We start from the raw sequence: 25,073 nt of genomic DNA on the forward strand, positions 1-25,073 counted from the left end.
AGGCTGGCGGTATCCCACCGCATCAGCCGCTTAGACTCGAGGCATTAACGGAAAAGATACCGGCTATTAAGCATTAGCTGGCCTGCGTAGAGGAGATTTCATGGCCCATATCCTCGTCGCCGATGACGATCCGCTCCTCTCCGACCTGGTCCGCTTCCGGCTGGAGGCGGTCGGCCATCGTCTGACGCTGGTCGAGGACGGTCAGGCGGCGCTGGCGACCATCCGTGCCGATCGGCCCGATATCCTGATCCTCGACGCGATGATGCCGATCCTGTCGGGGCAGCAATTGCTCCAGACGCTGAAGGGCGATCCGGACCTGTCGGCCATCCCGGTCATCATGCTGACCGCGCGCAAGGGACAGGACGACATCATGAACGCACTGCAGTCGGGCGCGGACGACTATATCACCAAGCCCTTCCTGCCCGACGAACTGGTGCTGCGGATCGAGCGGCTGCTCGCGCGGCGGGGCTGAGATGAGCCTGCTGCTGCTGGCGGGCATCGCCCTGACTCCCGTCCCGATCGCGTCGGCGCAGGACATCGATCTCGCGCCCGCCATCGCCGCGCGCGAGGCCGGCGATTTCGATCGCGCCATCGAACTGCTCGAGGCCGCCGACCGCGCCCGACCAGACGATCCCGAGATCCTGCGGCTGCTCGGGACCAGCTATGCCTTTGCCCGGCGCTACGATCCGGCCATCGCGACGCTGACCCGCGCCCGCGCGCTGGCGCCGCGCGACCAGGATATCGCGTTGGCGCTGGCCCGCGCCTATCTTTGGTCGGGCCGGATCGCGCCCGCAGCCGGTCTCGCCGCCACGATCGCTCGCGACGATCCCGGCAATGCCGAGCTGCCGGTGCTCGCCCAGGCGATCAACCGGGCGCGCAATGCCGATCCCGGCTTCTCGCCGCGTCCGCTGATTGCGCTCAGCCAGAGCCTTGCCCGCGTGCGGGTGGGCGGCACGCGGCGCGAATGGGCCGACACCATCGTCACGCTGGCGGTGCCGCTGTCACCCCGTATGACGCTGAGCACCGATCTCGAGCGAGAGAATCGTGCCGGCATTGTCGACGTGCGCGGGTCGGTGAGGCTCGACCGACGGTTTGCAAACGGCTTCGCCTATGTTTCGGTCAGTACCACCCCCGACGCCGATTTCCGCGAGCGCTGGGGTGTCCGTGCCGGCGGTGAATTCGCCGTCGCGCCCATCCTGATGCTGACCGGCGACCTGCGCTACACCGATTTCGGCCGCGGCAAGACGGTTTCGGCCGAGCCAGGCGTGCGGCTCAACAGCCCATCGGACCGCTGGTCGGTCGCGCTACGGTCGATCAACCTGTGGGACGAGCGGGGCGATCACCGCGCCGGTTGGGCGCTGCGCGGCGAAGTCCAGCCACGCCAGCGCCTGCGCCTGATCGCGGGCGGTGCGACCTATCCCGATACCGAAGCCGGGATTACCCGCCGGCTTCGGTCGGGCTTTGTCGGCGCCATCCTGTCGGTCAGCGACGACGTCGTCGTCCGGGCGACCTATGAGCATGAGGACCGGCGCGACAGCTATGTCCGCGACACCGGCGTGATCGGGGTCAGCGTGCGCTTCTGAACGCGCTGATCGCCCTGACATCGACGGCGGCGGGCGCGGCGATGGTCGTGTCGATCGTGTTTGCCGTCACCAGCTGTACGGCGATGGCCGCGCTCTATGTGCGCCGGCTGATCGACGAGCGGCAGCAGCGGCACGAGCGCGCGGACGACATCGCCCTGTCGCGCGAGCTGATGGCCGCGCGCACCCCCGAGCAGGTCGATACCCTTCGCGAACGCTTTCGCAGCATCGACCATGAACGCCGCACCCGCGTGTTCTCCCACCTGCTGCAGTTGGTGCGCGGCGACGATCACGACCGGCTGATGCGGCTGGCCGACGCACTGGGGATGCCCGACGGCGCGATCCGGCGGCTGCGCAAAGGCAACGCCGCGCAGCGGGTCGACGCTATGCGCGAGCTGGAGCGCTATCCGCTGCCCCGTGCGGTCGAGGCGCTGGAGCGCTGCCTGGCGCAGGACCGGCGGCACGACGTGCGGCTGGAAGCAGCGGCGGCGCTGGCGCGGATCGGATCGGTGCCCGCGCCCGGGGTGCTGATCGACACGCTCGACCTTCGTCGCCGGCCGATCAACCGGCTGCACGAGGCGATCCTGCGCGCCGGGGCGCCACGCCACTCGGCTGAACTCATCGCCCTGTCGCGCGATCCGGCGACGGGCCGGGTTCGGCCATTGCTGGTCGAGGCGCTGGGCTGGATCGGCGACTTCTCGGTCCTTGCGGTGCTTCACGACCATGCAGGCGATCCCGATCCGGCGGTTCGCGCCGCCGCCGCGCGCGCCGCCCGCAAGCTCGGCCACCCCGGCGCCGGATCATGGCTGATCCCGCTGCTCCTCGACCCGTTCGATCAGGTCCGGATCCAGGCGGTCCGTGCGGCCGGGCAACTTGGGCTGACCCAGGCGATACCGATGCTCGCCGCACTGGTCGAGAACCCGTCCTGGTGGGTGCGGATGCGCGCGGTCGAGGCGCTGGCGCTGCTGCGTGGCGGCCAGCCCTCGCCCGAGGCGCCGATCGGACTGCGGCGATGAGTACCGCTTCGGGGTGGACCTATTGGGGCCAGGTGCTGATCCTCGGCCTCGCCTGGACGTCGATGCTGATCGTCATCGCGCGCAACGCGGTATCGGTCCTCCAGCTCGCGATCGCCGCCTGGGTGTTCGCGCGCCGGATCAAGCCCGCACCGCGCTCGATCGACCTATGGTCGCGCTACGAGGATCTCGCACCCCCCGTCACCGTCGTCGCGCCCGCATTCAACGAGGAGCTGTCGGTCGTCGACAGCGTCAAGGCGCTGCTGGCGCTGCAATATCCCGATCATCAGGTGATCGTCGTCAACGACGGGTCGAAGGACGCGACGCTCGCGCGGCTGATCGAGGCGTTCGGGATGCATTCCGTCGACCGCCAGCAGCTCGTGGCGCTGCAGACCACGCGCATCCTCGGTGTCTATGCCTCACCCGGCTATCCCAACCTGCTCGTCGTCGACAAGGAGAACGGGCGGAAGGCCGATGCCGCCAATGCCGGGATCGGCTTTGCGGTCACGCCGCTGGTCTGCGTGATCGATGCCGATTCGATCATCGAATCGGACGGCCTGCTACGCGCGACCGAGCCCTTCATGACCGATCACGGTGAGCTCGTCGCGGTTGGCGGCGCGATCCGTGTCGTGAATGGCAGCGCCGTCGATGGCGGCCATATCACCACGCTGCGCGTCTCGCCCAAATGGCTGCCGCGGTTCCAGATCGTCGAGTATCTGCGCGCGTTCCTGACCGCGCGTGTCGCCAATGCGCATACCGGCACGCTGCTGCTCATCTCGGGCGCGTTCGGCATCTTCAAGCGGTCGGTGCTGGTCGAGATCGGCGGCTATCGCCACGATACCGTGGGCGAGGATCTGGAGATCGTCACCCGCCTTCACCGCCACATGCGCGAAAGGCGCCAACGCTATCGCATCGAGTTCGTACCCGAGATCGTCTGCTGGACCGAGGCGCCCGAGACGCTGGGGGGCCTGCGCAACCAGCGGTCGCGCTGGCAGCAGGGAGCGCTGGAAACGCTGGTCGCGCACCGCGCGATGATCGGCAATCCGCGCTATGGCCGGGTGGGGCTGATCGCGATGCCGCTGATGGTGCTGGAGGACGTGATCGGCCCGCCGGCCGAGCTAATCGGCTACCTCGTGGTGCCGGTCTGCTATCTGCTCGGCATCCTTGAGCCGGCGACAGCCCTCGCCTTCTTCAGCCTTACCTTCGTCTTCGGCACCGGGGTCAGCATCGCCACGCTCGCGCTCGAGGAACGGCAGCTGCGCCGCACCCCCCGCGCCGCCGATCTGGGGCGGATCGCGCTGGCGGCGGTGGTCGAGAATTTCGGCTACCGCCAGATCAACCTCGTCTACCGCCTGCGTGGCTTCTGGCGCTTCCTGAAGAAGGATACTGCCTGGGCCGCAGTGCCGCGCACCGGCTATACCCGCGCCGACGAGAGCAAGACCGCCTGGCCGCTCACCGTCGAACGCCGGGTGGCGGAAGCCGAGCCGACGGTTTATGAACGCGATCAGGAGAGCGGTCCCGTTGGCGAGGCGGATGATCCGAAGATGAGCGCATGATCCGTAACCTGCGCGCCCCGACGGCCGGCCCGGTGGCGGCGATGCTCGGCGTAGCGCTGGTTTTCGGTGCGCTTGCCTATTTCGGGGTCGCGATGACCCGCGACCAGAGCCGGATCGCCGCGGTGTGGCTGCCCAATGCGGTACTCGTGGCGATCCTGCTGCGCCGCCCGCAGCCCGATTTGCTGCTGGTGGCGGCGGCGTTCGTCGCGAACGTGGTATCCAACCTGCTGGCCGGCGACCCGGTGCTTCGCGCCCTTGCCCTTAGCGGCGTCAACAGCGTCGAGATCTTGCTGATCTGCTTCGGCATGCGCCGCCTCGGGCGTAGCCGGCCGAACATGGAGGATCGCGGCGACCTGATCGCCTTCTGCCTGATTGCCGGCGGGATCGCTCCCGCGGTCGCTGGCGTGCTGGCGTCACTGGTCCTCCCGCCGGTCGGCTCGTTCAGGGTTGATTTATGGCTGACCTGGTGGCTGACCGATGCGCTCGGCCTGCTGATCGTGGCGCCCGCGCTGTGGATCGGTATCGACACTTGGCGCGGCCGGATCGCGCCGTCACCCGCCTCGCCGGCAGAGTGGACATTGGTGCTCGGCGTCACGATCGTCGCCACGCTGCTGATCTTCGGGCAGACGCGGTTCCCGCTTCTCTATATCGCCGCACCCTTCGTCCTCCTCGCCGCATTCCGGCTGGGCGCGCTGGGGTCGGCGGCGGCGACGACCCTGATCGCCGTCATCGCCTGGATCGCGACGCAGCGCGGACTTGGGCCGATGACGCTGGTGCGCGGCGAGATGAGCGACCGTCTGCATGTGCTGCAGGGCTTTCTCGCCGTCAGCTTCTTCATGAGCCTGCCCGTCGCGGCGGCGCTGGCCCGGCGCGAGGCGATCGCCGCGCGGCTGCGCGCGAGCGAGGCGGAAAACCGGCTGATGCTCGACAATATGCGCGAGGTCATCTTCCGCACCGACGAGAAGGGCCGCTGGGTCTTCCTCAACCCCGCATGGGAAGCGCTGACCGGCTATACTGTCGAGGAAAGCATCGGCTGGTTCACCACCCGGCTGCTCCATCCCGACGATCTGGCGACGGCGCGCACCGTCTATCCCGATCTTGTCTCGGGCAGGATCGGCGAGTGCACGCTCGGGCAACGCTTCTTCCGCAAGTCGGGCGAAAGCGCCTTTATCGAGGTAAGCGTGCGTGCGCTGCGCGGCCCGGATGGTGCGTTCATCGGAACGACCGGCAACATCCGCGACGTCACCGAAAAGAAGCTCGCGGAACTGGCGCTTGTCGAGCGCGACCAGCAGCTCTCCCTCCTGGCCGACAACGCCACCGATGCGGTGTTCCGCCTGACGCTGACCGGCGATTGCATCTATGCCTCGCCCTCAGCCGAGCGACTGCTGGGCATCCCGCCGCACGTCTTGGTCGGAGAGCACATGCTCGTGCGCTTCCACCCCGACGACCGGGAGGCGGCCATCGCCGCGTTCGAGGCGGTGGCGAGCGGCGAGCAGGAACGGCGGATCGTCGCCTATCGTATCGAACAGGTACGCGAGCCCGGTCAGTATCGCTGGCTCGATGCGCATCTGGGCCTTGTCCGCGATCCGGTGACCCGCGCCCCCCTCGAGGTGATCGCTTCGCTCCGCGACATCTCGGAGGCGAAGGCGCTGGAAGACGAGCTGCGGCTCGCCCGCATTCGCGCCGAGAACGCCACCCAGGCAAAGGCCGCATTCCTGGCCAATATGAGCCATGAGATCCGCACGCCGATGAACGCGGTAATCGGCTTTACCGACCTGTTGCTGGCCGGCGACCTGCGGCCCGACCAGCGCCGTCCGGTCGAGCTGATTGCCGATTCGGGACGCGCAATGATGCGGCTGCTCAACGACATCCTCGACATCTCGAAGATCGAGGCGGGCCAGATGCACGTGGCCGAGGAACCCGTCGATCTGCCCCACCTGATGCGCGGCGCGATCCGGCTGATGGAGCCGGTCAGCCGCGCCAAGGGGTTGACGCTCGACCTCGACATCGACCCCGCGATCCCGGCGACGATCGGCGGCGATCCGCTGCGGCTGCGGCAGATCCTGCTCAACCTGATCGGCAATGCGGTGAAGTTCACCGAAAGCGGCGGCGTCGTGGTGCGCGCTCGCGCGCTTGGCGAGACGCTGCGGCTGGAGGTCGAGGACAGCGGCATCGGCATCGACCCATCGCGACTGTCGCTCATCTTCGACAAGTTCGCCCAGGCCGATTTGTCGATCGCCCGCCGCTTCGGCGGCACCGGGCTCGGCCTGTCGATCAGCAGCCACCTCGTTAAGCTGATGGGCGGCACGATCGAGGTGACCAGCAAGCCGGCGAAGGGTACGCTGTTCGCGGTCACGCTCCCGCTGCGCCGCCGGGCGCCGGGTCATGCCCCGACCATCGCGCCGAAGAGCGCCGTGCCCGCGCGTGCGCCGACGGGCCGTCAGCCCCGTGTGCTTGTGGCGGAAGACCACGACATCAATCAGGAACTCATGCTGGCCATCGCCGCGCGGATCGGCATCGATGCCACCATCGCGTCCGATGGCGAGGACGCGATCGCCAAGGTGGAGGCGGCGAACCAGGCTGGAACGCCCTTCGACCTCGTGCTGATGGACGTCCAGATGCCGCGTCTGGACGGGCTCGAGGCAACCCGGCGACTGCGTGCGGCGGGCTATGGACCCGACCGCCTGCCGATCGTCGCGCTCACCGCCAATGCCTATGCCGACGATGTCGCCATATGCCTCGCGGCGGGAATGCAGCATCACCTTGCCAAGCCCGTTTCGGCCGAGGATCTGCTGGCGGTGCTCGGACGTCTGATCCCCGCATCGTCGCTGGCCCAGGATCCGCCCCCGCCAGCGCCCGTTGCGGGCCTCGAACAGCGCTTTCGTGAACGCAAGGCCAGACTGTTCGCCGAGGTCGAGGCGGTCGCCCGTTCGGCCGAGGTTACGGATGAGGCCATCGCCACCCTCGCCGGGGCGCTCCATCAATTCGCCGGGGTGGCCGGGATGTTCGGCGAACCCGAACTGGGCGAGGCGGCTGCCGAGCTGGAACTGACGCTCGAAACCACACAGGGCGACGCCCGCATCGCCGCGGCAGCGGCGTGGCTCGATCGGTTCGGCGCAACCAAGCGCACCACCGATCCGGCTCCAGCGGCAGATGGCCGAACCGCGTCCCTTGCATCGCCCGCGACTCGCCCGCCCCAGTCGGCCGTTCGCTGATCCTATCCTAGCCGAGCAGCAGCGTCGCCGCCCACGCGGCGCCACAGCAAAGGGCCGTATGCCCTGCAAACGCGCGCCACCCGCATTCGGGAAAGGAAAGCGGCCTGAACAACTTCATGCCGACGCACAGCTCCGGCTCACGCGATCCGTCGCTTGCGGCGCGGTCGCCGCGACGGCCTCGCCGATGACGAGCATGGCGGGATCATCGTCGCTCACCGTCTCAACGAGGAAAGCGAGCGCGGACAGCCGTCCGCGCAGGATGCGCTCGTCGGGCAGCGCGGCGTTGACGACGACCAACACCGGCGTGTCCGGCGCGCGCCCTGCGGCAATCAGTTGCCGCGCGACAGTCGCCGCCGCCGCGCGGCCCATATAGACCGCAAGCGTCGAATCGGGCGCGGCGAGCGTCCGCCAGTCGAGATCGAGCGGCGAGTCCGCCCGGACATGCGCGGTGACGAAGGTCAGCCGGCGCGCGACCCCGCGCAGCGTGAGGCTTGCCCCCGCCGACGCGACCGCCGCGCTGGCGGCAGTGATGCCGGGGCAGATGCGGACGGGCACACCCGCGGCGCGGCAGGCGGCAAGCTCCTCCGCCGTCCGTCCGAAGATCGCCGGATCGCCGCCCTTCAACCGGACGACACGGGCGCCGGAGCGTGCCGCCGCGACGATCAGCGAATCGATCGTTGCCTGATCCTTCGAATGGCGACCCGATCTTTTGCCGACGCAGATGCGCTCGGTGCCCGGCCCGATCAGGTCGAGCACGGCGGGACCGACCAGCGCATCGTAGAAGATCATGTCCGCCGCCGCGATGAGGCGCAGCGCCTTTCCGGTCAGCAGTTCGGGATCTCCCGGCCCGGCGCCGACCAGCCACACGCTGCCGGCGGGGAAATCGTCATGCCGCATGCGTCGTCTCCCCGGTGATGAGCCGCGCCAGCGCGGGACGGCACGAACCGCAATTGGTGCCAGCGCCGATCGCCGCGCCGATGGCGGCGACGTCAGCCAGTTGCTGTTCGCGGATCGCCGCGACGATGGTCCTGAGGCCGATGTCGAAGCAGGTGCAGACAATGGGGCCGCGGTCGATCGCCGGCCCCGGCGCACGGCCGGCAAGCAGCGTCGGCGCCGCCTCGGCCTCGCGCAGTTGGTCAATCAGCCAGTCGCGCGGCGGCAGTTCGCCGCGCTCGGTCAGGAACAGGGCGGCGGCCAGCCGCCCGCCGGCGAGCACGGCAACCCGGCGCGTCCCGCGCGCGGTATCGACCGCCTCGATCCGCTCCCCCGCCGGCAATGCGGTGTCGAGCAGGCCCGTGCCGCCGTCGCCCGCCAGTTCCCAAAGGCTGCCCGACGGGACCGCCACGCGGGTCGCCCAAAGGCAATCCGGGCGCTTCGCCGGCTCTCCCGCGAGGATCAGGAAGCCGCGCCACGTCGTCGCGACCGCGGCGATGGCGGCGGGTGTCGCCTTGAACCCCGGCTGGCCCGAGATCGGGTCGGCGAGCGGGCGCGGCAGCAGCCCGGTGCGCCCGCCGGTCGAGGTGCGGTGGGTCCAGTGGATCGGCACGAACAGCTCGCCCGGCCGCTGCGCGTCGGTGACACGCGCGCGATAGAGGCTTTCGCCCTGCGGCGTGGCGACACGCGCCAGTGCGCCATTGGCGATCCCCAGCCGCGCTGCGTCGTCCGGATGAACCTCGACCAGCGGTTCCTCTCGATGCCGCGCCAGCTTCGGCGACAGGCCGGTGCGCGTCATCGTGTGCCAGTGATCGCGATAGCGGCCGGTGTTGAGCGTCAGCGGCCAGTCGCGCAGCGGCGCAGCCAGCGGCTTCTGCGTGACCGGCACCAGCCGCGCGCGGCCGTCCGGCGTCGGGAACCGACCGTCGGCGAAGGGTGTGCCGCCCCAGCGAAAGGGCTCCATCGCGTCATAGTCGGCATTGCCGCCGCTCGCCCGTCCCGTGAGCGAGAACAGACGCGTGCCGTCATTGCGATAGGTCGAGAGCCGCACATGCTCGCGCCAGATATCGGCGGGGCGGTCATAGGCGAAGGCGGTCTTCCACCCCATGCGCCGCGCGACCTGCGTGACGATCCACCAGTCGGCCTTCGCCTCGCCCGGCAGCGGGAAGATCGCGCGCTGGCGGCTGATCGTACGATCCGAGTTGGTGACGGTACCGTCCTTCTCGCCCCACGCGGCGGCAGGGAGGCGCACATGGGCGAAGGCGCCGGTATCGGTGTCGGCCATCACATCGCTGACGACGACGAAGGGGCAGCCCGCCAGCGCCTCTCGCACGCGGCCGGCATCGGGCATCGACACGGCGGGGTTGGTCGCCATCACCCACAGCGCCTTGATACGCCCCTCCCCCACCGCGCGGAACAGGTCGACGGCCTTCAGGCCCGGCTTGGCGGCGATGGTCGGCGAGGCCCAGAAGCGCTGCACGATCGCGCGGTTTCCCTCGGCGAAGTCCATGTGCGCGGCGAGGGTGGAGGCAAGTCCGCCGACCTCACGTCCGCCCATCGCATTGGGCTGGCCGGTGATCGAGAAGGGCTGCGCGCCCGGCTTGCCGATGCGGCCGGTGGCGAGGTGAACGTTGAGGATCGCGTTGACCTGATCGGTGCCGGCGAGCGACTGGTTCACGCCCTGGCTGAACAGCGTCACCGTGCGCGGGGTCGCGGCGAACAGCTCGTAGAAGCGGCGAAGGTCGGCGGCGGGCACGTCGCAGGTGCGCGCGGTGGACCACAAATCGCCGTCCGCCAGCGTCCAGAACCCCTCGGGCACCGTAACATGCGCGTCGAGAAACGCACGATCGAGCGCACCCGCGTCCCGACACCAGGCGAGCAGGCCGTTCATCAACGCAACGTCGCTGCCCGGCCGGATGGCGAGGTGGAGATCGGCCTCCTCCGCCGTCTCGGTGCGGCGCGGATCGATGACGACGAGTTTCGCCCCGGCGTCGCACCGCGCGCGGATGCGCTGATAGACGATCGGATGGCACCAGGCGGTGTTCGAGCCAACGAGGATGATCAGGTCGGCGGCGTCGAGGTCGTCATAGCTTGCCGGCACCACGTCCTCGCCGAACGCGCGATTGTGGCCGGCGACCGCGCTCGACATGCACAGCCGCGAATTGGTGTCGATATTGGCGGTGCCGATGAAGCCCTTCATCAGCTTGTTGGCGACATAGTAATCCTCGGTCAGCAACTGGCCCGAGACGTAAAAGGCGACGCTGCCCGGCCCGTGCCGCGCGATGGTGTCGCGAAAGCGCCTGGCGACGAGGTCGAGCGCCTTGTCCCACGACGCGCGGCGATTGCCGATCATGGGGTGGAGGAGCCGCCCCTCCAGCCCCACCGTCTCGCCGAGATGCGTGCCCTTGGAGCATAGCCGGCCGCGATTGGCGGGATGCTCGGGGTCGCCCTCGATCCGCACCGACCGCTCGCCAGTGCGCGTGGCGACGATCCCGCACCCGACCCCGCAATAGGCGCAGGTGGTCTTGACGCTCATCGATCCTTCCCGCTCGCGAGGAGGGGGACCAGCCGCAGGCTGGTGAAGCGAAACGGCAATGAGAGGCAGCGCGCGAGGATAGTCCCCTCCGCCATGCTGCGCATGGTCCCCCTCCTCGTGCCGGGGAGGATCACGCCGCGGCCCTCATCAGGCCGGCACGGCAGACCAAGACACGCCCGCCGCTGATCTTCACCGGGACGGTCGGCGTGCAGCCCTTGTCCTCCCCGAGCGCCTCGCCGGTCGCAAGGCTGATGCGCCAGTTGTGCAGCGGACACGCCACCGCGCCGCCATGGACGATGCCCTGGCTCAGCCGGCCATGCTTGTGCGGGCAGCGGTCGAGCAGCGCGAACACGCGATCTTCGCCGGTGCGGAACACGGCGATGTCGTCGCCGCCCTCGACACTGATGGTACGCGCGCCGCGCAGCGGGATTTCCTCGGCCCAGCCGATATCGAGCCACTCGCCAGTCATGCCATCGCCTCCGCCGGGGTGAAGCGCGCCATCGGCGCGTGCTGCTCACGATCCGCCCCGGCAGCGCGCGCCGCCCAGGGGTCATCCTGCATGAACTGCTGCGAGAACCAGAACCGCCGCGCGAGGTCGCCGCGCGCCTCGGCATCGGGCAGCAGCCGCGACTGGACATAGTCGAGCCCGACACGCTCGATCCACGGCGCGGTGCGCTCCAGATAGCGCGCCTCCTCGCGATAAAGCTGGATGAAGGCGGCGCACATCTCCATCGCCTCAGCCTCGGTCGCGACCTTGCAGAGCAGGTCGGTGGCGCGGACCTTGATCCCGCCATTGCCGCCGACATGCAGCTCGTAGCCCGAGTCCACACAGACGACGCCGAAGTCCTTGATGGTCGCCTCGGCGCAATTGCGTGGACAGCCGCTGACGGCAATCTTGAACTTGTGCGGCATCCAGCTGCCCCAGGTGGCGCGCTCGATCTTCACGCCCAAGCCGGTCGAATCCTGCGTGCCGAAGCGGCACCATTCGCTGCCGACACACGTCTTCACGGTGCGCAGCGACTTGCCATAGGCATGGCCCGAGACCATTCCCGCAGCGTTGAGGTCGGCCCAGACCGCGGGCAGGTCCTCCTTCTTGATTCCGAAGATGTCGAGCCGCTGGCCGCCTGTCACCTTGACCATCGGGGCGTTGAACTTCTCGACCACGTCGGCGATCGCGCGCAGCTCGCGGGGGTTGGTGAGGCCGCCCCACATGCGCGGGACGACCGAATAGGTGCCGTCCTTCTGGATGTTGGCGTGCATCCGCTCATTGACGAAGCGGCTCTGCTGGTCGTCAACATATTCACCGGGAAGCGCGCAGAGCAGATAGTAGTTGAGCGCCGGCCGACACGACGAACAACCGTCGGGCGTCGACCAGTGCAGCTTCTGCATGACCTCCGGGATCGAGCGCATAGCCTGTGCGACGATCTCGCGCCGCACGTCGTCATGGCCGAAGCTGGTGCATTTGCACATCGTCTTGGGCCCGGCCTCGACCTCGCTGCCGAGGCGCAGGGCGAGCAGGCTTTCGACGATTCCGGTACACGAGCCGCAGCTCGCCGAAGCCTTGCAGCCGGCACGCACCGAGTCGAGGCCATGCGCCCCGCCGTCGATGCAGGCGAGGACCCGGCCCTTGGAGACGCCGTTGCAGCCGCAGATTTCCGCATCGTCGGAAAGCGCCGCAACGGCCGCCTTAGGGTCCGTCTGCCCCCCTCCCGAGGCGAAGGCCTGGCCGAAGATGAGTGCGTCGCGGATGTCGGCAACGCTTGTCCCACGCTTCAGCAGGTCGAAATACCAGTTGCCGTCGGCCGTATCGCCATAGAGCACCGCGCCGACGATGCGATCGTCGCGCACCACCACGCGCTTGTAGATGCCGCGCGCCGCGTCGCGCAGGACGATGTCCTCCGCCCCGCCCCCGCCGGAGAAGTCGCCCGCGGAAAACACGTCCAGCCCGGCGACCTTGAGCTTGGTCGACGTGGGCGCAGGCCGATAGCCGCTCGGGGCCTCGACCAGCCCGTCCGCGAGCGCACGGCACATGTCCCACAGCGGCGCGACGAGGCCATAGACCTGTCCGTCATGCTCGACGCATTCGCCGACCGCCAGGATCGCGGGATCGGACGTGACCATATGGTCGTCGACCCGGATCCCGCGCCCGACCTCGAGCCCGGCCTGGCGCGCGAGTGCGACCGAGGGTCGGATACCGACCGCCATGACGACGAGATCGGCAGCGATTTCCGTTCCGTCCTTCAGCCGGACGCCCTCGACCCGGCCGTCGCCGACGAGCGCGGCGGTGTCGGCCCCGGTCAGGATCGTCTGCCCGCGCGCCTCGAGGGCAGTCTTGAGCAGCCAGCCCGCCGCCTCGTCCAGCTGACGCTCCATCAGCGTCGGCATCAGGTGCAGCACCGTCACCTTCATCCCGCGCAGACTGAGACCGTGCGCCGCCTCGAGCCCCAGCAGGCCGCCGCCGATCACGACCGCGCTGCCGCCCCGGTCGGCTGCCGCCAGCATCGCCTCGACGTCGTGCATGTCGCGGAAGCTGACGACGCCGGGCAGGTCGTGGCCGGGCACCGGGATGATGAAGGGATCGCTGCCCGTCGCGATCAGCAGCCGGTCGTAGTGGAGCGTCAGGCCACTGCGGCTCGTCACCGTGCGCGCCTCGCGGTCGATCGCGACCACCGGGTCGCCGCTCAGCAGCGTGATGCCGTGGTCGGCGTACCAGTCGTGGCCGTTGAGGACGATCTCCTCGAACGTCTTCTCGCCCGCCAGCACCGGCGACAGCATGATCCGGTTGTAGTTGACCCGCGGCTCCGCGCCGAAAATCGTCACGCGGTAGCGTGCCGGGTCGCGGGCCAGCAGTTCCTCGACCGCGCGGCAACCGGCCATGCCGTTGCCGATGACGATCAGGTGGTCGCGTAGGTCGCCCTCGGGCGCTTTAAGGGGCTCGTATTTCATCAGATCGTCCAGTCGAGTTGGAGCCACAGCTTGCGCGTGTCGGTCGCGAAGCGGTCGGCCCGGTAGTCCGCGTAGCGGATGGCGGCCGTCGTCCGGCCGATGCGCGCCTGGGCGAGCAGATCGATCTCGTCGCCGTAATGGCGGATCAGCCGGTCGCTCTCGAACCGGTGCCACGTCGCCGACACCGTCACCGCCCTGAGCGGACCGACCGCCTTCCACCCCCAGCCAGCGCCGGCATAAAGGTCGCGCAGGCCATCGGCGGGCTTGATCGTGAACTTCTCTGCCCAGCCGTTGAACTTGAAATTGGCGGCGAGCGGGGTCTGGAAGCTGGTCAGCGCGCGGCCGTCACCAGCGCCGAAAACCTCGTACCCGCCGCCGATGCGCGGGCCGTTCAGGTCGAGCGCGGCATCCACCGTCCAGTAATCGGCCTGATAATCGTTGGGGTTGCGGTGGTGATCGACCTGCCGCGCATAGCTGGCGGCATAAGCGAGCTTCACCCCGCTGATCGACCGCGTACCGGCGAGACGCACACCCAGCGTCCGGCTCGACAGGCGAAAGCCCTGCACCGCCGCCTCGTCCTGGTCGATCCAGTAGCCGAAGCCCGTCAGCGTGCCGATCGGCGATGCCCAGGCAAGGTTGGCGAGCACCGTGTCGCCCGAAATTGCCCGCTGGCGCGCGCCGTTGCCGTCGATCCCCCAGAGAGTGCGCACCGACCAGACATAGCTGAAGTCTGCCCTGACGCCCTTCATTGGCGAGAACTCGCCGCGCACCGCATCGAAGGTCTGCGCGTTCTGGCGAAAGGGGATGTTGCCGACGAACCGTTCGTCGTCGAGCGCGATCCGCTGGCGCCCGAGGGTCACCGAATGACCCGCCCGGGCGTAGCGAAGCTGCGCGCGGTAGATCGCCACATTCTGCGGATCGGCGACGAGCGGGCGGGTCTGGACCCCGTGCAGTCCGTCGAGATAGTCGCCAACTATCGCAAGGTTCCCCTGCGCTTCGACCAGCGCCGACAACCCGCCGGTGCTCGCCTCCACGCCGGCACGGACGCGCATCGTCACCGCGTCGGCATCGAGCGGAAGGCCGTCCTGCTCCGCATGCTCGTAGCGCAGGCGCGCCTCGGCGAGCGGCTTGATCGTCTGCGCCGTCGCCGGGGTCGCGGCGGCGAGGGCAAGGAGCGCGACTGCACGCATCAGATCCGCACCCCCTCCGCCGCGCCCCAGCTGCGCCGCCAGCCGGCCTTGACCAGCGTCAGCCCGGCCAGTGCGACCACCGCAAGCCCGGCAAAGATGAGGAAGCCCGACGCGAAGCTGCCCGTCCACTGCTTGGCGAGGCCGAGGGAGGAGGCGAGATAGAAGCCGCCCACCCCGCCCGCCATGCCGACGAGGCCGGCCATCACGCCGATCTCGGCGCTGAAACGCTGCGGCACGAGCTGGAACACTGCGCCATTGCCGGCCCCGAGGGCCAGCATCGCGACCACGAACAGCGTCAGCGCCGCGGCGAAGCTGCCAGCGAGGGCCACGCCCGCCAGCGCGGCCGCCGCGAGCAGGAACACCCCAGTCAGCGCCTTCACTCCGCCCACGCGGTCGGCCAGCGCGCCGCCCATCGGCCGCACCAGCGACCCGGCGAACACGCATGCTGCGGTCGCATAGCCCGCCTCGATCGTCGTCAGGGCGAAGCGGTCGGTGAAGTAGATCGGCAGGCTCGCCGCCAACCCGACGAACCCGCCGAACGTCACCGAATAGAAGCCCATCAGCCACCACGCATCCGCTTGCCGCAGCGGGGCCAGATATTCTGCGAGCCGCTTGGGCGCCGGCGCGCCGGGCGCATCCTTGGCCATGACCATATATGCCACGAAGACGATCGTCAGCGGAATGCAGGCAAGGCCCAGCACCGCGTTCCAGCCGAACAGCTTGGCAACGCCCGGCGCGAACAGCGCGGCGAAGACGGTGCCCGAATTGCCCATGCCGGCCAGCCCCATCGCCTTGCCCTGGTGCTCGGGCGGGTACCAGCGGCTGGCAAGCGGCAGCGCGATCGCGAACGACGCGCCGGAAAAGCCCAGGACCACGCCCAACGCCAGCGTACCCGCGAAGCTGTTGACCCCCAGGACCCAGGCCGAAAACAGCCCGGCGATGACGATCACCTGGCTGATCGCGCCCGAGCGCTTCGGGCCGATCCGATCGACCAGCAGCCCGTTGACGACGCGCAGCACCGCGCCCGCCAGCGTCGGCACCGCCACCATCAGCCCCTTCTCGGCCGGGGTCAGCGCGAGCGTCTTCGCGATTTCGGGCGCGAGCGGCCCCAGCAGCACCCAGACCATGAAGGCGAGGTCGAAATAAAGGAATGCCGCGACCAGCGTGGGCACATGCCCGCTCCGCCAGAAGCCGCTCTTCGTAGTCCCTGTGTCTTCCCAATATGCCGTCGCCATCGCCCGTCCCCTCGGCTCAGCTCCAAAAACGAAAAAAGCCGCCGGGACGGCGACCCTGTTCGGGTGCGTCCTGGCGGCTTCGTTGCCCTATCGGATGCCGGCGGCGCCGGCTTCCGTCAGCTTGGCCTCCCCCGCGCTGGAGAGGCGTGTCGCTGCTATCTCGCGCCCGGCATCCTTGCCGAGCGAACAATAAGCTGCATGATTCGCGGGCGCGGTGCAAGCGCTTTTCGCAGTTGCAGCATGTGCAACCGCAGAGTCACGGCAACCCGGCGAGATAGGCAGGGATGTCGTCGGGATCGAAGGCGCGCCCGTCGAAGAAGCGGTCGTTGCCGAGCACCAGCCGCCCCTGCGTCGAACCCGCGCCGATCGGTTCGCCGAGTGCCCCTTCAAGCTTCGACGATGCACCCGGCAGCACCGCGCCCGATCCGGCGAGCGCCGCGCGGTAGAGATCGGGCCGGAACGTCGCCGCCGCGATCGCCGCATCGCCCGCATCATAGCCGCGCCCGTCCCAGCGCGTCATCTGCGCGTAAAGCCATGCTGCCTGGCTACGCCATGGGAAGTTCGCCGCCTCCCGATATTGGAACATGAAGTCGGGATAGTGGACGGGCTCCCCGCCCCGGACGAGGCGGATGCGGTCGGTAATCGCGCGCAGGATCGCGTCGGCGGGTGCATCAAGATAGGCGGGACGCGCGAGGATCGCCGCGCTTCCTTCGGCCGTGTCGGGCCGCACGAAGTGCGCCGCGGCGGCGTGGAGCGCCCGAATCAGGCGCTGCGTCGCGTCCCCGCGATCGGCGGCGACATCGGCGCGCATCGCCAGCACCTTCTCGACGCCGCGGCGCCAGATCTGCGCTGTCGCCAGCGCGATGCGGCCGACGCCGCGATCGACCGCGATCGAGTTCCACGGCTCGCCGACGCAGATACCGTCGACCTCGCCGCTCGCCAGCGCATCGGCGGCGAAGGGCGGACTAGTGACGACAATCTCTACATCGGTGTCGGGGCGGATGCCGACTCCCGCCAGCCAGTAGCGGAGCATGTAGTTGTGGCTGGAATAGCGGTGAACGACGCCGAAGCGCAGCTTGCGGGCCATCGCGGTCGCCCTCAGCGCCGCGCCGACCGCATGCGGCTCGCCCAGCATCTCGCCCAGCCCGCACGCCTTGCCCAGCGCGGCCGAGAAGGTGATCGCGTTGCCGTTGAGCCCCAGCACGAACGGTACCGCCATCGCCATCGCCGGTCCCGTCCTTCCCAGCGCGGTCGCGATGGCGAGCGGCGCGACCATGTGCGCGGCGTCGGTATGGCCATAGATCAGCCGGTCGCGCACCGTCGCCCAGGTGACGTCGCGCACCAGCTCGATCGCCAGCCCCTCGGCCTCGGCAAAGCCCAGCTCGTGCGCCAGGATCGGCAGCGCCGCATCGACCAACGGCAGGAAGCCGACGCGCAGACGCTCGGTGCTCATGGCAGGTCTCCCATCAGCGCGTCGCTGGTGACGATCGCCTCCGCCACCTCGGCGATGCGGCGGTTGGATTGCATCGCGTGACGGCGCAGCAGCGCATAGGCCGCGGGCTCGTCGATACCGCGGCGGCGCATCAGGATCGCCTTGGCACGGTCGATCGTCTGCCGGTCGGCCAGCGCCGTCCTCGCCTCGGCAAGCTCGGCCTGAAGGCGCGAAAAGGCTTGGAAACGCCGTATCGCGACGTCGAGCACGGGCTTGATCCGTTGTCGCGCCAACCCGTCGACGACATAGGCGGAGACGCCCGCATCGACCGCGGCCAGCGCGCTCTCGGCATCCGACTGATCGACGAACATCGCGATTGGACGGCCCAGCGCGCGCGACATGGCGAAAAAGTCCTCGAGCTGGTCACGGCTGGGATTTTCGAGGTTGATGAGCACGACCTCGGGCGCGCACGCCTCGATCTGGCGGACCAGCGGGCCGGCGGGATCGAGCACCACCTGATCGTCGAGCCCGGCGTCGCGCAGCCCCTCGGCAATGATCGCCGCGCGCGTCGTGCTGGTATCGATGATCGCGATTCTCACGCGCCACGGGCTACAGGCTGCGCGAGGCGGCATCCAGTCCCGGATTCGCGACCGGCATGCCTGCCCGCACCGTCGGCGCGCCTCGATCTCAGATCGCGCCGGCCTTCATCTGGCGAACCGCATGGTCCGCCGCGCGCGCGGTCATCGCCATGAAGGTGAGCGACGGATTGACGCACGACACCGACGCCATCATCGCGCCGTCGGTGACGTAGAGGTTGGGCGCGTCGTGCGCCTGGTTCCAGCCGTTGAGCACCGAGCTGTTCGGATCGCGGCCCATGCGCGCGCCGCCCATCTCGTGGATCGCTTCGCCGGGAATATGCGTGCCGCGGTTGCTGGTGACGTTGGTGAGGCCCGCTTGCCTGAGCATCAGTTCGCCCTGTGCCTGGGCATCGTCCATCATTCTGATCTCGTTCTCGCGAAAGGTGACGTCGAAGCGCAGGAGCGGCATGCCACGGCTGTCGGTCTTGTCGAAATTCAGCATCACGCGATTGTCTTCGTAGGGAAGGCACTCGCCGAACGCGCTCATGTTGAAGCGCCAGCCGCCGTACTGGCGCATCCCGTGCTTCATCGACGCGCCAAAGCCCTGCGGCACCGGCTGCCGCCGGCTCGCCCCGCCCTGATAACCATAGCCGCGCTTGAACGGCAGCTCCTCGGGCTGGAGATTGCGGAAACGGGGAACGTAAACGCCGCCCGGCCGCCGGCCATATTCGACGAACTCGGTCATGCCGGGGACGTCGCCGCCAACATTCACCTTGAAGATATGATCCATTACCGCGCTGCCGAGCGCGCCGTTCGAATGGAACCAGCTCCGTTCGCTCCCCTCGGGCCGCGAATTGAGGAGCACGTGGAGCGATCCCATCGCGGAGGCGCAGAGGAACACCATCCGCGCCTCGACCACCTCGGCCGCGCCGCTGTTTGCGTTGACGAGGCGGACGCCGGTGACGCGCTTTTTCGCGGGGTCATAGACGACGTTGGTCGCCCAGGTATCTGCGCGCAGCGTCAGCCGCCCGGTCGCGCGTGCGGCGGGCAGCGTCACCGCCTGGGTCGAGAAATAGGCGCCGAAGCTGCACCCGCGGTCGCACTGCGCGCGCTTCTGGCAGCGCGAGCGGTTCTGCTCGGGCTTGTCCTCGGTGATGTTGGAGAGGCGCGCGTTGATGAGCTTGCGGCCCGGGAACTCGGCCTCCAGCCGCTCCTTCAGCCACTTCTCCGCGACGTTCATCGGGAAGGGCGGCATGAACTCGCTGTCGGGCAGATAGTCGAGATTCTCGCGCCCGCCCGACACGCCGATATATTTCTCGACATAGCTGTACCAGGGCGCGACGTCGTCATAGCGGATCGGCCAGTCGGTGCCGATCCCCTCGCGCTTGTTCGCCTCGAAATCGGTCGGCGCCCAGCGGAAGCTCCAGCGGCCCCAGGTGAGCGACTTCCCGCCGACCACCCCGCCGCGCACCCAGTGGAACGGGTTGGGCGCGTCGAAGTCGTAGGGGTTGAGGCGGTCGTTGGTGAAGAAGGGCTGGTTGGCGGGCTGCACCCAAAAATTCAGGCCCTTGTAATCGCTCTTGGTGAACGCCGCCGGCATCCGGTTGCGCGCGGGGATCTCGAAGGCGGGCTTGCCGTCATAGGGATAGTCCTCCCCATGCTCGACCATCCGGCCGCGGTCGACCATCAGGACGCGCAATCCCTTTTCGGTGAGCTCCTTGGCGGCCCAGCCGCCGCTCACGCCCGAGCCGATGACGATTGCGTCGAAGCGATCCGTTGCTGCCATGATGTCTGCCTGTCGAAATCGGAAGTGAAGAGCGGTCAGGCGGAGAAGATCCGCGGGACTTTCGAGGCCGGATAGGCGCCGTCATAGTCACCGGGGACGGGCAGGTAGGTCCGTTCCTGCATGATCCCGACTTCGGAGGTGAAGTAGCCGGTGACGACGAGCTGGCGGAACGCCTCGAAGAACCTGGCGCCGCCCGGCAGCTGGTCGTTCATCGCCAGCGTCAGGAGCGCATCCTGCTGCGCCGACGAGGCCTTTAGCGCGGGCTTCCTGAAGTCGGCCATGCTGCGCGCGTCGAGCGCGGCAAGCCCGCCAAGGATGAGGTCGCGATCGTCGTTGATCGCCCAGTCGCCCATCATGTGCTCGATATAGTCGGGCACGCCCGCGGCGATCGCGCCCGGCGTGTCGGTGGTCGGCATCACCCGCTCGCTGAGTGCGGCAACGAGCGCGCGCTGCGCAGGGGTGAAGACGACCGCGGGCTTGCCGGTGTTGATCTTCGGGACCGGCTCGTACCCGGCAGCACGCGCGAGCGGCGCGAACAGGCTTGCGCCGAAGACGCCGGCGATGCCGGCAAGTGCGGTACGCCGGTCGATCGACCAGCCGCTCGATGCCTCGATCCCCGTCATGCCGGCACGCCCGGCCGATCGCTGTGCCCCATGGCCCTCTCCTCTATCGGAATCGTATAGGATCGCCGGGCGCCTGTCGACTGCCTTGTCACCGCCACTATGGCTTCACCGCTTGACGCGCGCAACACACCCCGGCACGTCCGGCGCATGGCATTGAGACCCGCCCGCGCGCCGAGGCGCCCCCGCCGCTCCGAATGGCAGGAAACGCTGATCTTCCTCGTCAAGCTGGTGGCGATCGTGTTCGTCGTGCGTAGCTTCCTCGTCTCGCCCTTCGTCATCCCGTCGGGGTCGATGCTGCCGCGGACGCTGATCGGCGACTATCTGTTCGTGACCAAGTGGAACTACGGCTATTCGCGCCACTCGCTGCCGTTCAGCCTGCCGCTGATCCCCGGCCGCATCTTCGCCTCGACACCCGCGCGCGGCGACGTCGTCGTATTCAAGGCACCGCCGACCAGCGACGAGGACTGGATCAAGCGCGTCATCGGTCTGCCCGGCGACACCATTCAGATGCGCGGCGGCACGCTGTTCCTCAACGGCCGCGCGGTGCCGAAGCAGCGTGTTGCCGACTTCGTGCTGCCGGTCAGTCCCAACAGCCCGTGCGATCCCTATTTTCGCGACCGCGCGGCCGACGGCACGCCGATCTGCCGCTATCCGCAGTTTGAGGAAACGCTGCCCGGCGGCGTCCGCTATAGAATCCTCGACCAAGGCTTCAGCGTCGGCGACGATACCGGCATCTACCGCGTGCCCGCGGGCCACGTCTTCATGATGGGCGACAATCGCGACGATTCGAAGGACAGCCGCTTCCCCGATTCGATCGGCTATGTCCCGATGACCAATCTGGAGGGCAAAGCGGTCGTCAACTTCTGGTCGACGGACGGCAATGCCGCGTGGCTCAAGCCATGGACCTGGCCCGGCGCCACGCGCTGGGGCCGGATCGGCGAGCTTTACTGACGCCATGTCGCAGCTCGAGGATTGGCTGACGGCGACGTTCGGCAGGGTCGAGACGCCCGAGCGCTTCGCCCGCGCGCTGACGCATGGCAGCCAGGCGGCGGAGAATTACGAGCGGCTCGAATATCTGGGCGACCGGGTGCTGGGCCTCGCTGTCGCCGAGTGGCTCTATTCACGCTATCCGGGCGAGCCCGAGGGCAAGCTGTCGCGCCGCCTCAATGCACTCGTCACCGGGCCGGTCTGCGCCGATGTCGCGCGGTCGATCGGCGTCGCGCAGCACCTGCGGCTCGGCAAGCAGGCGCGCGAAGACGGCGCGGCGCAGAGCGACAATGTGCTGGGCGACGTGATGGAGGCGCTGATCGGCGCGCTGTTCCTCGAGCGCGGGTTCGACCGGACGGCGGCGTTCGTGCGCGAGGCCTGGGGGTCGCGCATCGACGCCCAGGGGGCGGCACCGCGGCATCCGAAGTCGGCGCTGCAGGAATGGGCGGCCGCCAACCAGCGCCGCGCGCCCGAATATGCGATCGTCGACCGCTCGGGCCCGCACCACGCGCCGCGGTTCAAGGTGTCGGTGAAGCTCGGCAGCTTCGCCAGTGCCGAGGGCGAGGGCGCGTCGAAGCAGGAGGCGGAGACCGCGGCGGCGGCGGCGCTGCTGGCCGAGCTAGAGGGGCGATAGCCCCTACCCGTTCGGGCTGAGCCTGCTGAAGCCCTGCCCTTCTTCCGAAGAAGGACGGCCTCCTTCGACCGCCCGCCTGCGGCAGTCGCTCAGAAAAGGCTTCGACAGGCTCAGGGCGAGCGGGTGTGAACGGTCGGTTCTTACGCCGACAGCGCCGCCACGCCGGGCAGTTCCTTGCCCTCCATCCACTCGAGGAACGCGCCGCCGGCGGTCGAGACGAAAGTCATGTCGTCGGCTACGCCCGCCTGGTTGAGCGCCGCCACGGTATCGCCACCGCCGGCGACCGACACCAGCGACCCCTCGCGCGTGAGCGCCGCCGCGGTGCGGGCGAGCGCCATCGTCGCGGTGTCGAAGGGCGGCGTCTCGAACGCGCCCAGCGGCCCGTTCCAGACGAGCGTGCGGCACGTCTTGAGCACGTCGCCCAGCGCCTCGGTCGCGGCGGGGCCGACGTCGAGGATCATCTCGTCGGCGGCGACCTCGTGGACGTTGCAGGTGCGCAGGGACGGCGGGTTGGCGGCGAACTCCTTCGAGACGACCACGTCATAGGGGAGGTGGATCGTGCAGCCCGCCTTGTCCGCGGCGTCGAAGATCGCCTCGGCCGTGGGCACCAGATCATGCTCGGCGAGGCTCTTGCCCACATCCACCCCGCGCGCGGCGAGGAAGGTGTTGGCCATGCCACCGCCGATGATGAGGTGATCGACCCGGCCGACGAGGTGCTTGAGCACGTCGAGCTTGGTCGAGACCTTGGCGCCGCCGACCACCGCGGCGACCGGGTGCTCGGGATTGCCGAGCGCCTTTTCGAGCGCATCGAGTTCGGCCTCCATCTGCCGCCCCGCGAAGGCGGGGAGCCGGTGCGCCAGCCCCTCGGTCGAGGCATGCGCACGGTGCGCGGCGGAGAAGGCGTCGTTGACGTAGAGGTCGCCGAGCGCGGCGATCATGTCGACCACTCCCGCCTCGTTCTTCTCCTCGCCGGCATGAAAACGCGTATTCTCGAGTAGCGCGATATCGCCGGGCTGGAGCATCGCCACCGCGTCGGGCGCCGAGTCCCAGTCGACGAAACGAACCTCGCGGCCCAGAACCTCGGCGAGCGGCTGCGTCACCAGCGACAGCGAAAGGGTCGGGTCGGGCTGTCCCTTCGGCCGGCCGAAATGCGCAAGGACGAGGACGATCGCGCCGCGGTCCGAGAGCTCGCTCACCGTCGGCACGGCGGCGCGCAGGCGGGTGTCGTCGCTGACCTTGCCCTCGGCCATCGGCACGTTGAGGTCCTCGCGAACCAGCACGCGCTTGCCGGTGAGGTCGCCCATGTCGTCGAGCGTCTTGAAGCTGCGTGGCATGTCCGTTTCCTCTATGCTTCGATGATCTCGATTGCGTCGCTGACCGCGATGTCGCCGCCGGCGATCACGCGCGCCAGTGCGCCGCCGCGCCAGTCGGGGGTCAGCGCCGCCCTCAGGCCCTCGGCGACTTCCTCCATGCGGCTGCACGGATCGCATTCCTGCGTAATCTCGAGCACCACACTGCCGATGCGCAGCCGCGTGCCGGGCACCTGCGGCAGGTCCATCCCCTCGACGAGCAGGTTGGCACGGCGGTGCCACCAAGGGAGGCTGTGACCGGTCGCCTGCATCGCCCAGTCCCAATCGCCCGCCTCGATCAGCGACACCTGCCGCCGCCCGCGCCCGCCGGGCTTCAACGCCCCGCGGAAATCGCCGGCAAGGCCGCCCTCGATGCTGACCGACACCTGGTCGACCACCTCGATCGGACCGCGCGAACGGGCGTGGCGGGCGATGCCGGCAAGCCGTCCCGTCACCACGCCCGTCATGCTCAGATCAGCTTTGCCATCGCGGTCGCGGTATCGACCATGCGGTTCGAGAAGCCCCATTCATTGTCATACCAGCTGACGACGCGGACGAGCTTGCCGTCGATCACCGCGGTCTCGAGGCTGTCCACGGTCGAGCTGAAGGGCGTGTGGACGATGTCGATCGACACCAACGGCTCGTCGGTGAAGGCGAGCACACCCTTGAGCGGCCCTTCCTCCGACGCGGCCTTGAGGATCGCGTTGACCTCTTCCTTGGTCGTGTCGCGCTTGGGCGTGAAGGTGAGGTCGATCAGCGAGCCGTCGGGCACGGGCACGCGCACCGACGATCCATCGAGCTTGCCCTTCAGTTCCGGCAGCACCTCGCCCACCGCGCGCGCCGCGCCGGTGGTGGTCGGGATCATCGACATGGCGGCCGCGCGGGCACGGCGCAGGTCGCCGTGGATCTGGTCGAGGATCTTCTGGTCGTTGGTATAGGCGTGGATCGTCGTCATCAGCCCCCGCTCGATGCCGATCGTGTCGTTCAGCACCTTGGCGACGGGCGCGAGGCAGTTGGTGGTGCACGATGCGTTCGAGACGATCGTGTGCCCGGTCTCGAGCTTGTCGTGGTTGACGCCGTAGACGACGGTCAGGTCGACGTTCTTGCCAGGCGCGGAGATCAGCACCTTCTTGGCACCCGCCGCGAGATGCTTCTCGCACGAGGCGCGGTCGGTGAAGAAGCCGGTGCATTCGAGGACGAGATCGACGCCGTTCTCGGCATGCGGCAGGTTGGCGGGATCGCGCTCGGCGGTCACCTTGATCCGCTTGCCGTCGACGATCAGGTCGTTGCCCTCGGCCGACACCTCGCCCGGATAGCGGCCATGGACCGAGTCGCGGCTGAACAGCCAGGCGTTCGACTTGGCGTCGGCGAGGTCGTTGATGGTGACGAGCTCGAGCCCGCTGTCGGGCCGTTCGAGGATGGCGCGCGCGACGAGGCGGCCGATGCGCCCGAAACCGTTGATCGCAACCTTGGTCATGCG

At 68.9% G+C, this 25,073-nt stretch carries 20 protein-coding genes; 7 read left to right on the top strand and 13 right to left on the bottom strand.

Features of this window, described 5'->3' with window-relative positions; translation table 11 throughout:
* Nucleotides 1-100: 100 nt before the first annotated feature.
* From COC42_RS07270 to COC42_RS07290, 5 genes are read left to right on the top strand one after another with little or no spacing between them, the layout of a single operon-like run.
* A complete protein-coding gene (locus tag COC42_RS07270; RefSeq protein ID WP_096342490.1) occupies nt 101-472 on the top strand; it encodes a response regulator transcription factor in 372 nt (123 codons plus the stop codon).
* 1 nt (nt 473) lies between these two features.
* Nucleotides 474-1,583 carry a YaiO family outer membrane beta-barrel protein gene (locus COC42_RS07275; protein WP_096342491.1) on the top strand — a complete coding sequence of 370 codons (1,110 nt, stop codon included), beginning with the start codon at nt 474-476 and terminating at the stop codon, nt 1,581-1,583.
* Between the two features lie 41 nt (nt 1,584-1,624).
* A complete protein-coding gene (locus COC42_RS07280) occupies nt 1,625-2,596 on the top strand; it encodes a HEAT repeat domain-containing protein (protein WP_096342492.1) in 972 nt (323 codons plus the stop codon).
* Nucleotides 2,593-4,149, top strand: coding sequence for a glycosyltransferase family 2 protein (locus COC42_RS07285; protein WP_096342493.1), 1,557 nt, complete (start codon nt 2,593-2,595; stop codon nt 4,147-4,149). Before COC42_RS07280 ends, COC42_RS07285 begins: the two co-directional genes overlap by 4 nt.
* Nucleotides 4,146-7,364, top strand: a complete 3,219-nt coding sequence (locus tag COC42_RS07290) for a PAS domain S-box protein (RefSeq protein ID WP_096342494.1) — start codon at nt 4,146-4,148, stop codon at nt 7,362-7,364. The genes COC42_RS07285 and COC42_RS07290 overlap by 4 nt, the downstream gene beginning before the upstream one ends.
* Nucleotides 7,365-7,478: 114 nt before the next feature.
* On the opposite strand, the gene cobA is transcribed toward COC42_RS07290, so the two are convergent.
* The 10 genes from cobA to COC42_RS07340 all read right to left on the bottom strand — a co-directional run bounded on the left by cobA (nt 7,479) and on the right by COC42_RS07340 (nt 20,623).
* Entirely contained in the window at nt 7,479-8,261 is a 783-nt protein-coding gene (cobA, locus tag COC42_RS07295; protein WP_096342495.1) for a uroporphyrinogen-III C-methyltransferase, read from the bottom strand.
* Nucleotides 8,251-10,833, bottom strand: coding sequence for a nitrate reductase (locus COC42_RS07300; RefSeq protein ID WP_096342496.1), 2,583 nt, complete (start codon nt 10,831-10,833; stop codon nt 8,251-8,253). The genes cobA and COC42_RS07300 overlap by 11 nt, the downstream gene beginning before the upstream one ends.
* A 130-nt stretch (nt 10,834-10,963) precedes the next feature.
* A complete protein-coding gene (nirD, locus tag COC42_RS07305) occupies nt 10,964-11,302 on the bottom strand; it encodes a nitrite reductase small subunit NirD (protein WP_096342497.1) in 339 nt (112 codons plus the stop codon).
* Nucleotides 11,299-13,779: a nitrite reductase large subunit NirB gene (nirB, locus tag COC42_RS07310; RefSeq protein ID WP_096342498.1), complete on the bottom strand. Its 2,481-nt coding sequence runs from the start codon at nt 13,777-13,779 to the stop codon at nt 11,299-11,301. The genes nirD and nirB overlap by 4 nt, the downstream gene beginning before the upstream one ends.
* Nucleotides 13,779-14,969, bottom strand: a complete 1,191-nt coding sequence (locus COC42_RS07315) for a hypothetical protein (protein ID WP_096342499.1) — start codon at nt 14,967-14,969, stop codon at nt 13,779-13,781. Before COC42_RS07315 ends, nirB begins: the two co-directional genes overlap by 1 nt.
* Nucleotides 14,969-16,204 (bottom strand): nitrate/nitrite transporter, encoded by a 1,236-nt coding sequence (locus COC42_RS07320; protein WP_096342500.1) that lies wholly within the window; start codon nt 16,202-16,204, stop codon nt 14,969-14,971. The genes COC42_RS07315 and COC42_RS07320 overlap by 1 nt, the downstream gene beginning before the upstream one ends.
* A 256-nt stretch (nt 16,205-16,460) precedes the next feature.
* Nucleotides 16,461-17,657, bottom strand: coding sequence for a CmpA/NrtA family ABC transporter substrate-binding protein (locus tag COC42_RS07325; RefSeq protein ID WP_096342501.1), 1,197 nt, complete (start codon nt 17,655-17,657; stop codon nt 16,461-16,463).
* Nucleotides 17,654-18,235 (bottom strand): ANTAR domain-containing response regulator, encoded by a 582-nt coding sequence (locus COC42_RS07330; RefSeq protein WP_096342502.1) that lies wholly within the window; start codon nt 18,233-18,235, stop codon nt 17,654-17,656. The genes COC42_RS07325 and COC42_RS07330 overlap by 4 nt, the downstream gene beginning before the upstream one ends.
* An 88-nt stretch (nt 18,236-18,323) precedes the next feature.
* Nucleotides 18,324-20,000, bottom strand: coding sequence for a GMC oxidoreductase (locus COC42_RS07335; RefSeq protein ID WP_096342503.1), 1,677 nt, complete (start codon nt 19,998-20,000; stop codon nt 18,324-18,326).
* A 35-nt stretch (nt 20,001-20,035) separates the two neighbouring features.
* A complete protein-coding gene (locus COC42_RS07340; RefSeq protein ID WP_096342504.1) occupies nt 20,036-20,623 on the bottom strand; it encodes a gluconate 2-dehydrogenase subunit 3 family protein in 588 nt (195 codons plus the stop codon).
* 99 nt (nt 20,624-20,722) lie between these two features.
* Between COC42_RS07340 and lepB the strand changes: the two genes are divergently transcribed.
* On the top strand, nt 20,723-21,574 hold the full coding sequence (gene lepB / locus COC42_RS07345; RefSeq protein WP_425442823.1) for a signal peptidase I: 852 nt from the start codon (nt 20,723-20,725) through the stop codon (nt 21,572-21,574).
* A gap of 4 nt (nt 21,575-21,578) precedes the next feature.
* Nucleotides 21,579-22,244: a ribonuclease III gene (gene rnc, locus COC42_RS07350; RefSeq protein ID WP_096342506.1), complete on the top strand. Its 666-nt coding sequence runs from the start codon at nt 21,579-21,581 to the stop codon at nt 22,242-22,244.
* Between the two features lie 140 nt (nt 22,245-22,384).
* Here the strand turns inward: rnc and COC42_RS07355 are convergent, their stop codons facing one another.
* Genes COC42_RS07355 through gap form a run of 3 tightly spaced genes read right to left on the bottom strand, consistent with a single transcriptional unit; the run spans nt 22,385 to nt 25,070 of the window.
* The gene (locus COC42_RS07355; RefSeq protein WP_096342507.1) at nt 22,385-23,578 is read right to left on the bottom strand and encodes a phosphoglycerate kinase; all 1,194 of its coding nucleotides are present in this window, start codon (nt 23,576-23,578) and stop codon (nt 22,385-22,387) included.
* 11 nt (nt 23,579-23,589) lie between these two features.
* Entirely contained in the window at nt 23,590-24,060 is a 471-nt protein-coding gene (locus COC42_RS07360; RefSeq protein ID WP_096342508.1) for an MOSC domain-containing protein, read from the bottom strand.
* 2 nt (nt 24,061-24,062) lie between these two features.
* Entirely contained in the window at nt 24,063-25,070 is a 1,008-nt protein-coding gene (gene gap / locus COC42_RS07365) for a type I glyceraldehyde-3-phosphate dehydrogenase (RefSeq protein ID WP_096342509.1), read from the bottom strand.
* Between the last annotated feature and the right edge of the window lie 3 nt (nt 25,071-25,073).

Source organism: Sphingomonas spermidinifaciens (genome assembly GCF_002351485.1).
Taxonomy (GTDB): Bacteria; Pseudomonadota; Alphaproteobacteria; order Sphingomonadales; family Sphingomonadaceae; genus Sphingomonas; species Sphingomonas spermidinifaciens.

Bases quoted from the DNA above. Each gene is read 5' to 3' on its own strand.
- lepB (WP_425442823.1), top strand. From the start codon at position 20,723: ATGGCTTCACCGCTTGACGCGCGCAACACACCCCGGCACGTCCGGCGC.
- COC42_RS07280 (WP_096342492.1), top strand. From the start codon at position 1,625: ATGGTCGTGTCGATCGTGTTTGCCGTCACCAGCTGTACGGCGATGGCC.
- COC42_RS07340 (WP_096342504.1), bottom strand. From the start codon at position 20,623: ATGACGGGGATCGAGGCATCGAGCGGCTGGTCGATCGACCGGCGTACC.
- COC42_RS07325 (WP_096342501.1), bottom strand. From the start codon at position 17,657: ATGAGCACCGAGCGTCTGCGCGTCGGCTTCCTGCCGTTGGTCGATGCG.
- COC42_RS07315 (WP_096342499.1), bottom strand. From the start codon at position 14,969: ATGCGTGCAGTCGCGCTCCTTGCCCTCGCCGCCGCGACCCCGGCGACG.
- COC42_RS07285 (WP_096342493.1), top strand. From the start codon at position 2,593: ATGAGTACCGCTTCGGGGTGGACCTATTGGGGCCAGGTGCTGATCCTC.
- nirD (WP_096342497.1), bottom strand. From the start codon at position 11,302: ATGACTGGCGAGTGGCTCGATATCGGCTGGGCCGAGGAAATCCCGCTG.
- COC42_RS07355 (WP_096342507.1), bottom strand. From the start codon at position 23,578: ATGCCACGCAGCTTCAAGACGCTCGACGACATGGGCGACCTCACCGGC.
- cobA (WP_096342495.1), bottom strand. From the start codon at position 8,261: ATGCGGCATGACGATTTCCCCGCCGGCAGCGTGTGGCTGGTCGGCGCC.
- COC42_RS07300 (WP_096342496.1), bottom strand. From the start codon at position 10,833: ATGAGCGTCAAGACCACCTGCGCCTATTGCGGGGTCGGGTGCGGGATC.
- gap (WP_096342509.1), bottom strand. From the start codon at position 25,070: ATGACCAAGGTTGCGATCAACGGTTTCGGGCGCATCGGCCGCCTCGTC.
- nirB (WP_096342498.1), bottom strand. From the start codon at position 13,779: ATGAAATACGAGCCCCTTAAAGCGCCCGAGGGCGACCTACGCGACCAC.
- COC42_RS07275 (WP_096342491.1), top strand. From the start codon at position 474: ATGAGCCTGCTGCTGCTGGCGGGCATCGCCCTGACTCCCGTCCCGATC.
- COC42_RS07335 (WP_096342503.1), bottom strand. From the start codon at position 20,000: ATGGCAGCAACGGATCGCTTCGACGCAATCGTCATCGGCTCGGGCGTG.
- COC42_RS07290 (WP_096342494.1), top strand. From the start codon at position 4,146: ATGATCCGTAACCTGCGCGCCCCGACGGCCGGCCCGGTGGCGGCGATG.
- COC42_RS07360 (WP_096342508.1), bottom strand. From the start codon at position 24,060: ATGACGGGCGTGGTGACGGGACGGCTTGCCGGCATCGCCCGCCACGCC.
- COC42_RS07270 (WP_096342490.1), top strand. From the start codon at position 101: ATGGCCCATATCCTCGTCGCCGATGACGATCCGCTCCTCTCCGACCTG.
- COC42_RS07320 (WP_096342500.1), bottom strand. From the start codon at position 16,204: ATGGCGACGGCATATTGGGAAGACACAGGGACTACGAAGAGCGGCTTC.
- rnc (WP_096342506.1), top strand. From the start codon at position 21,579: ATGTCGCAGCTCGAGGATTGGCTGACGGCGACGTTCGGCAGGGTCGAG.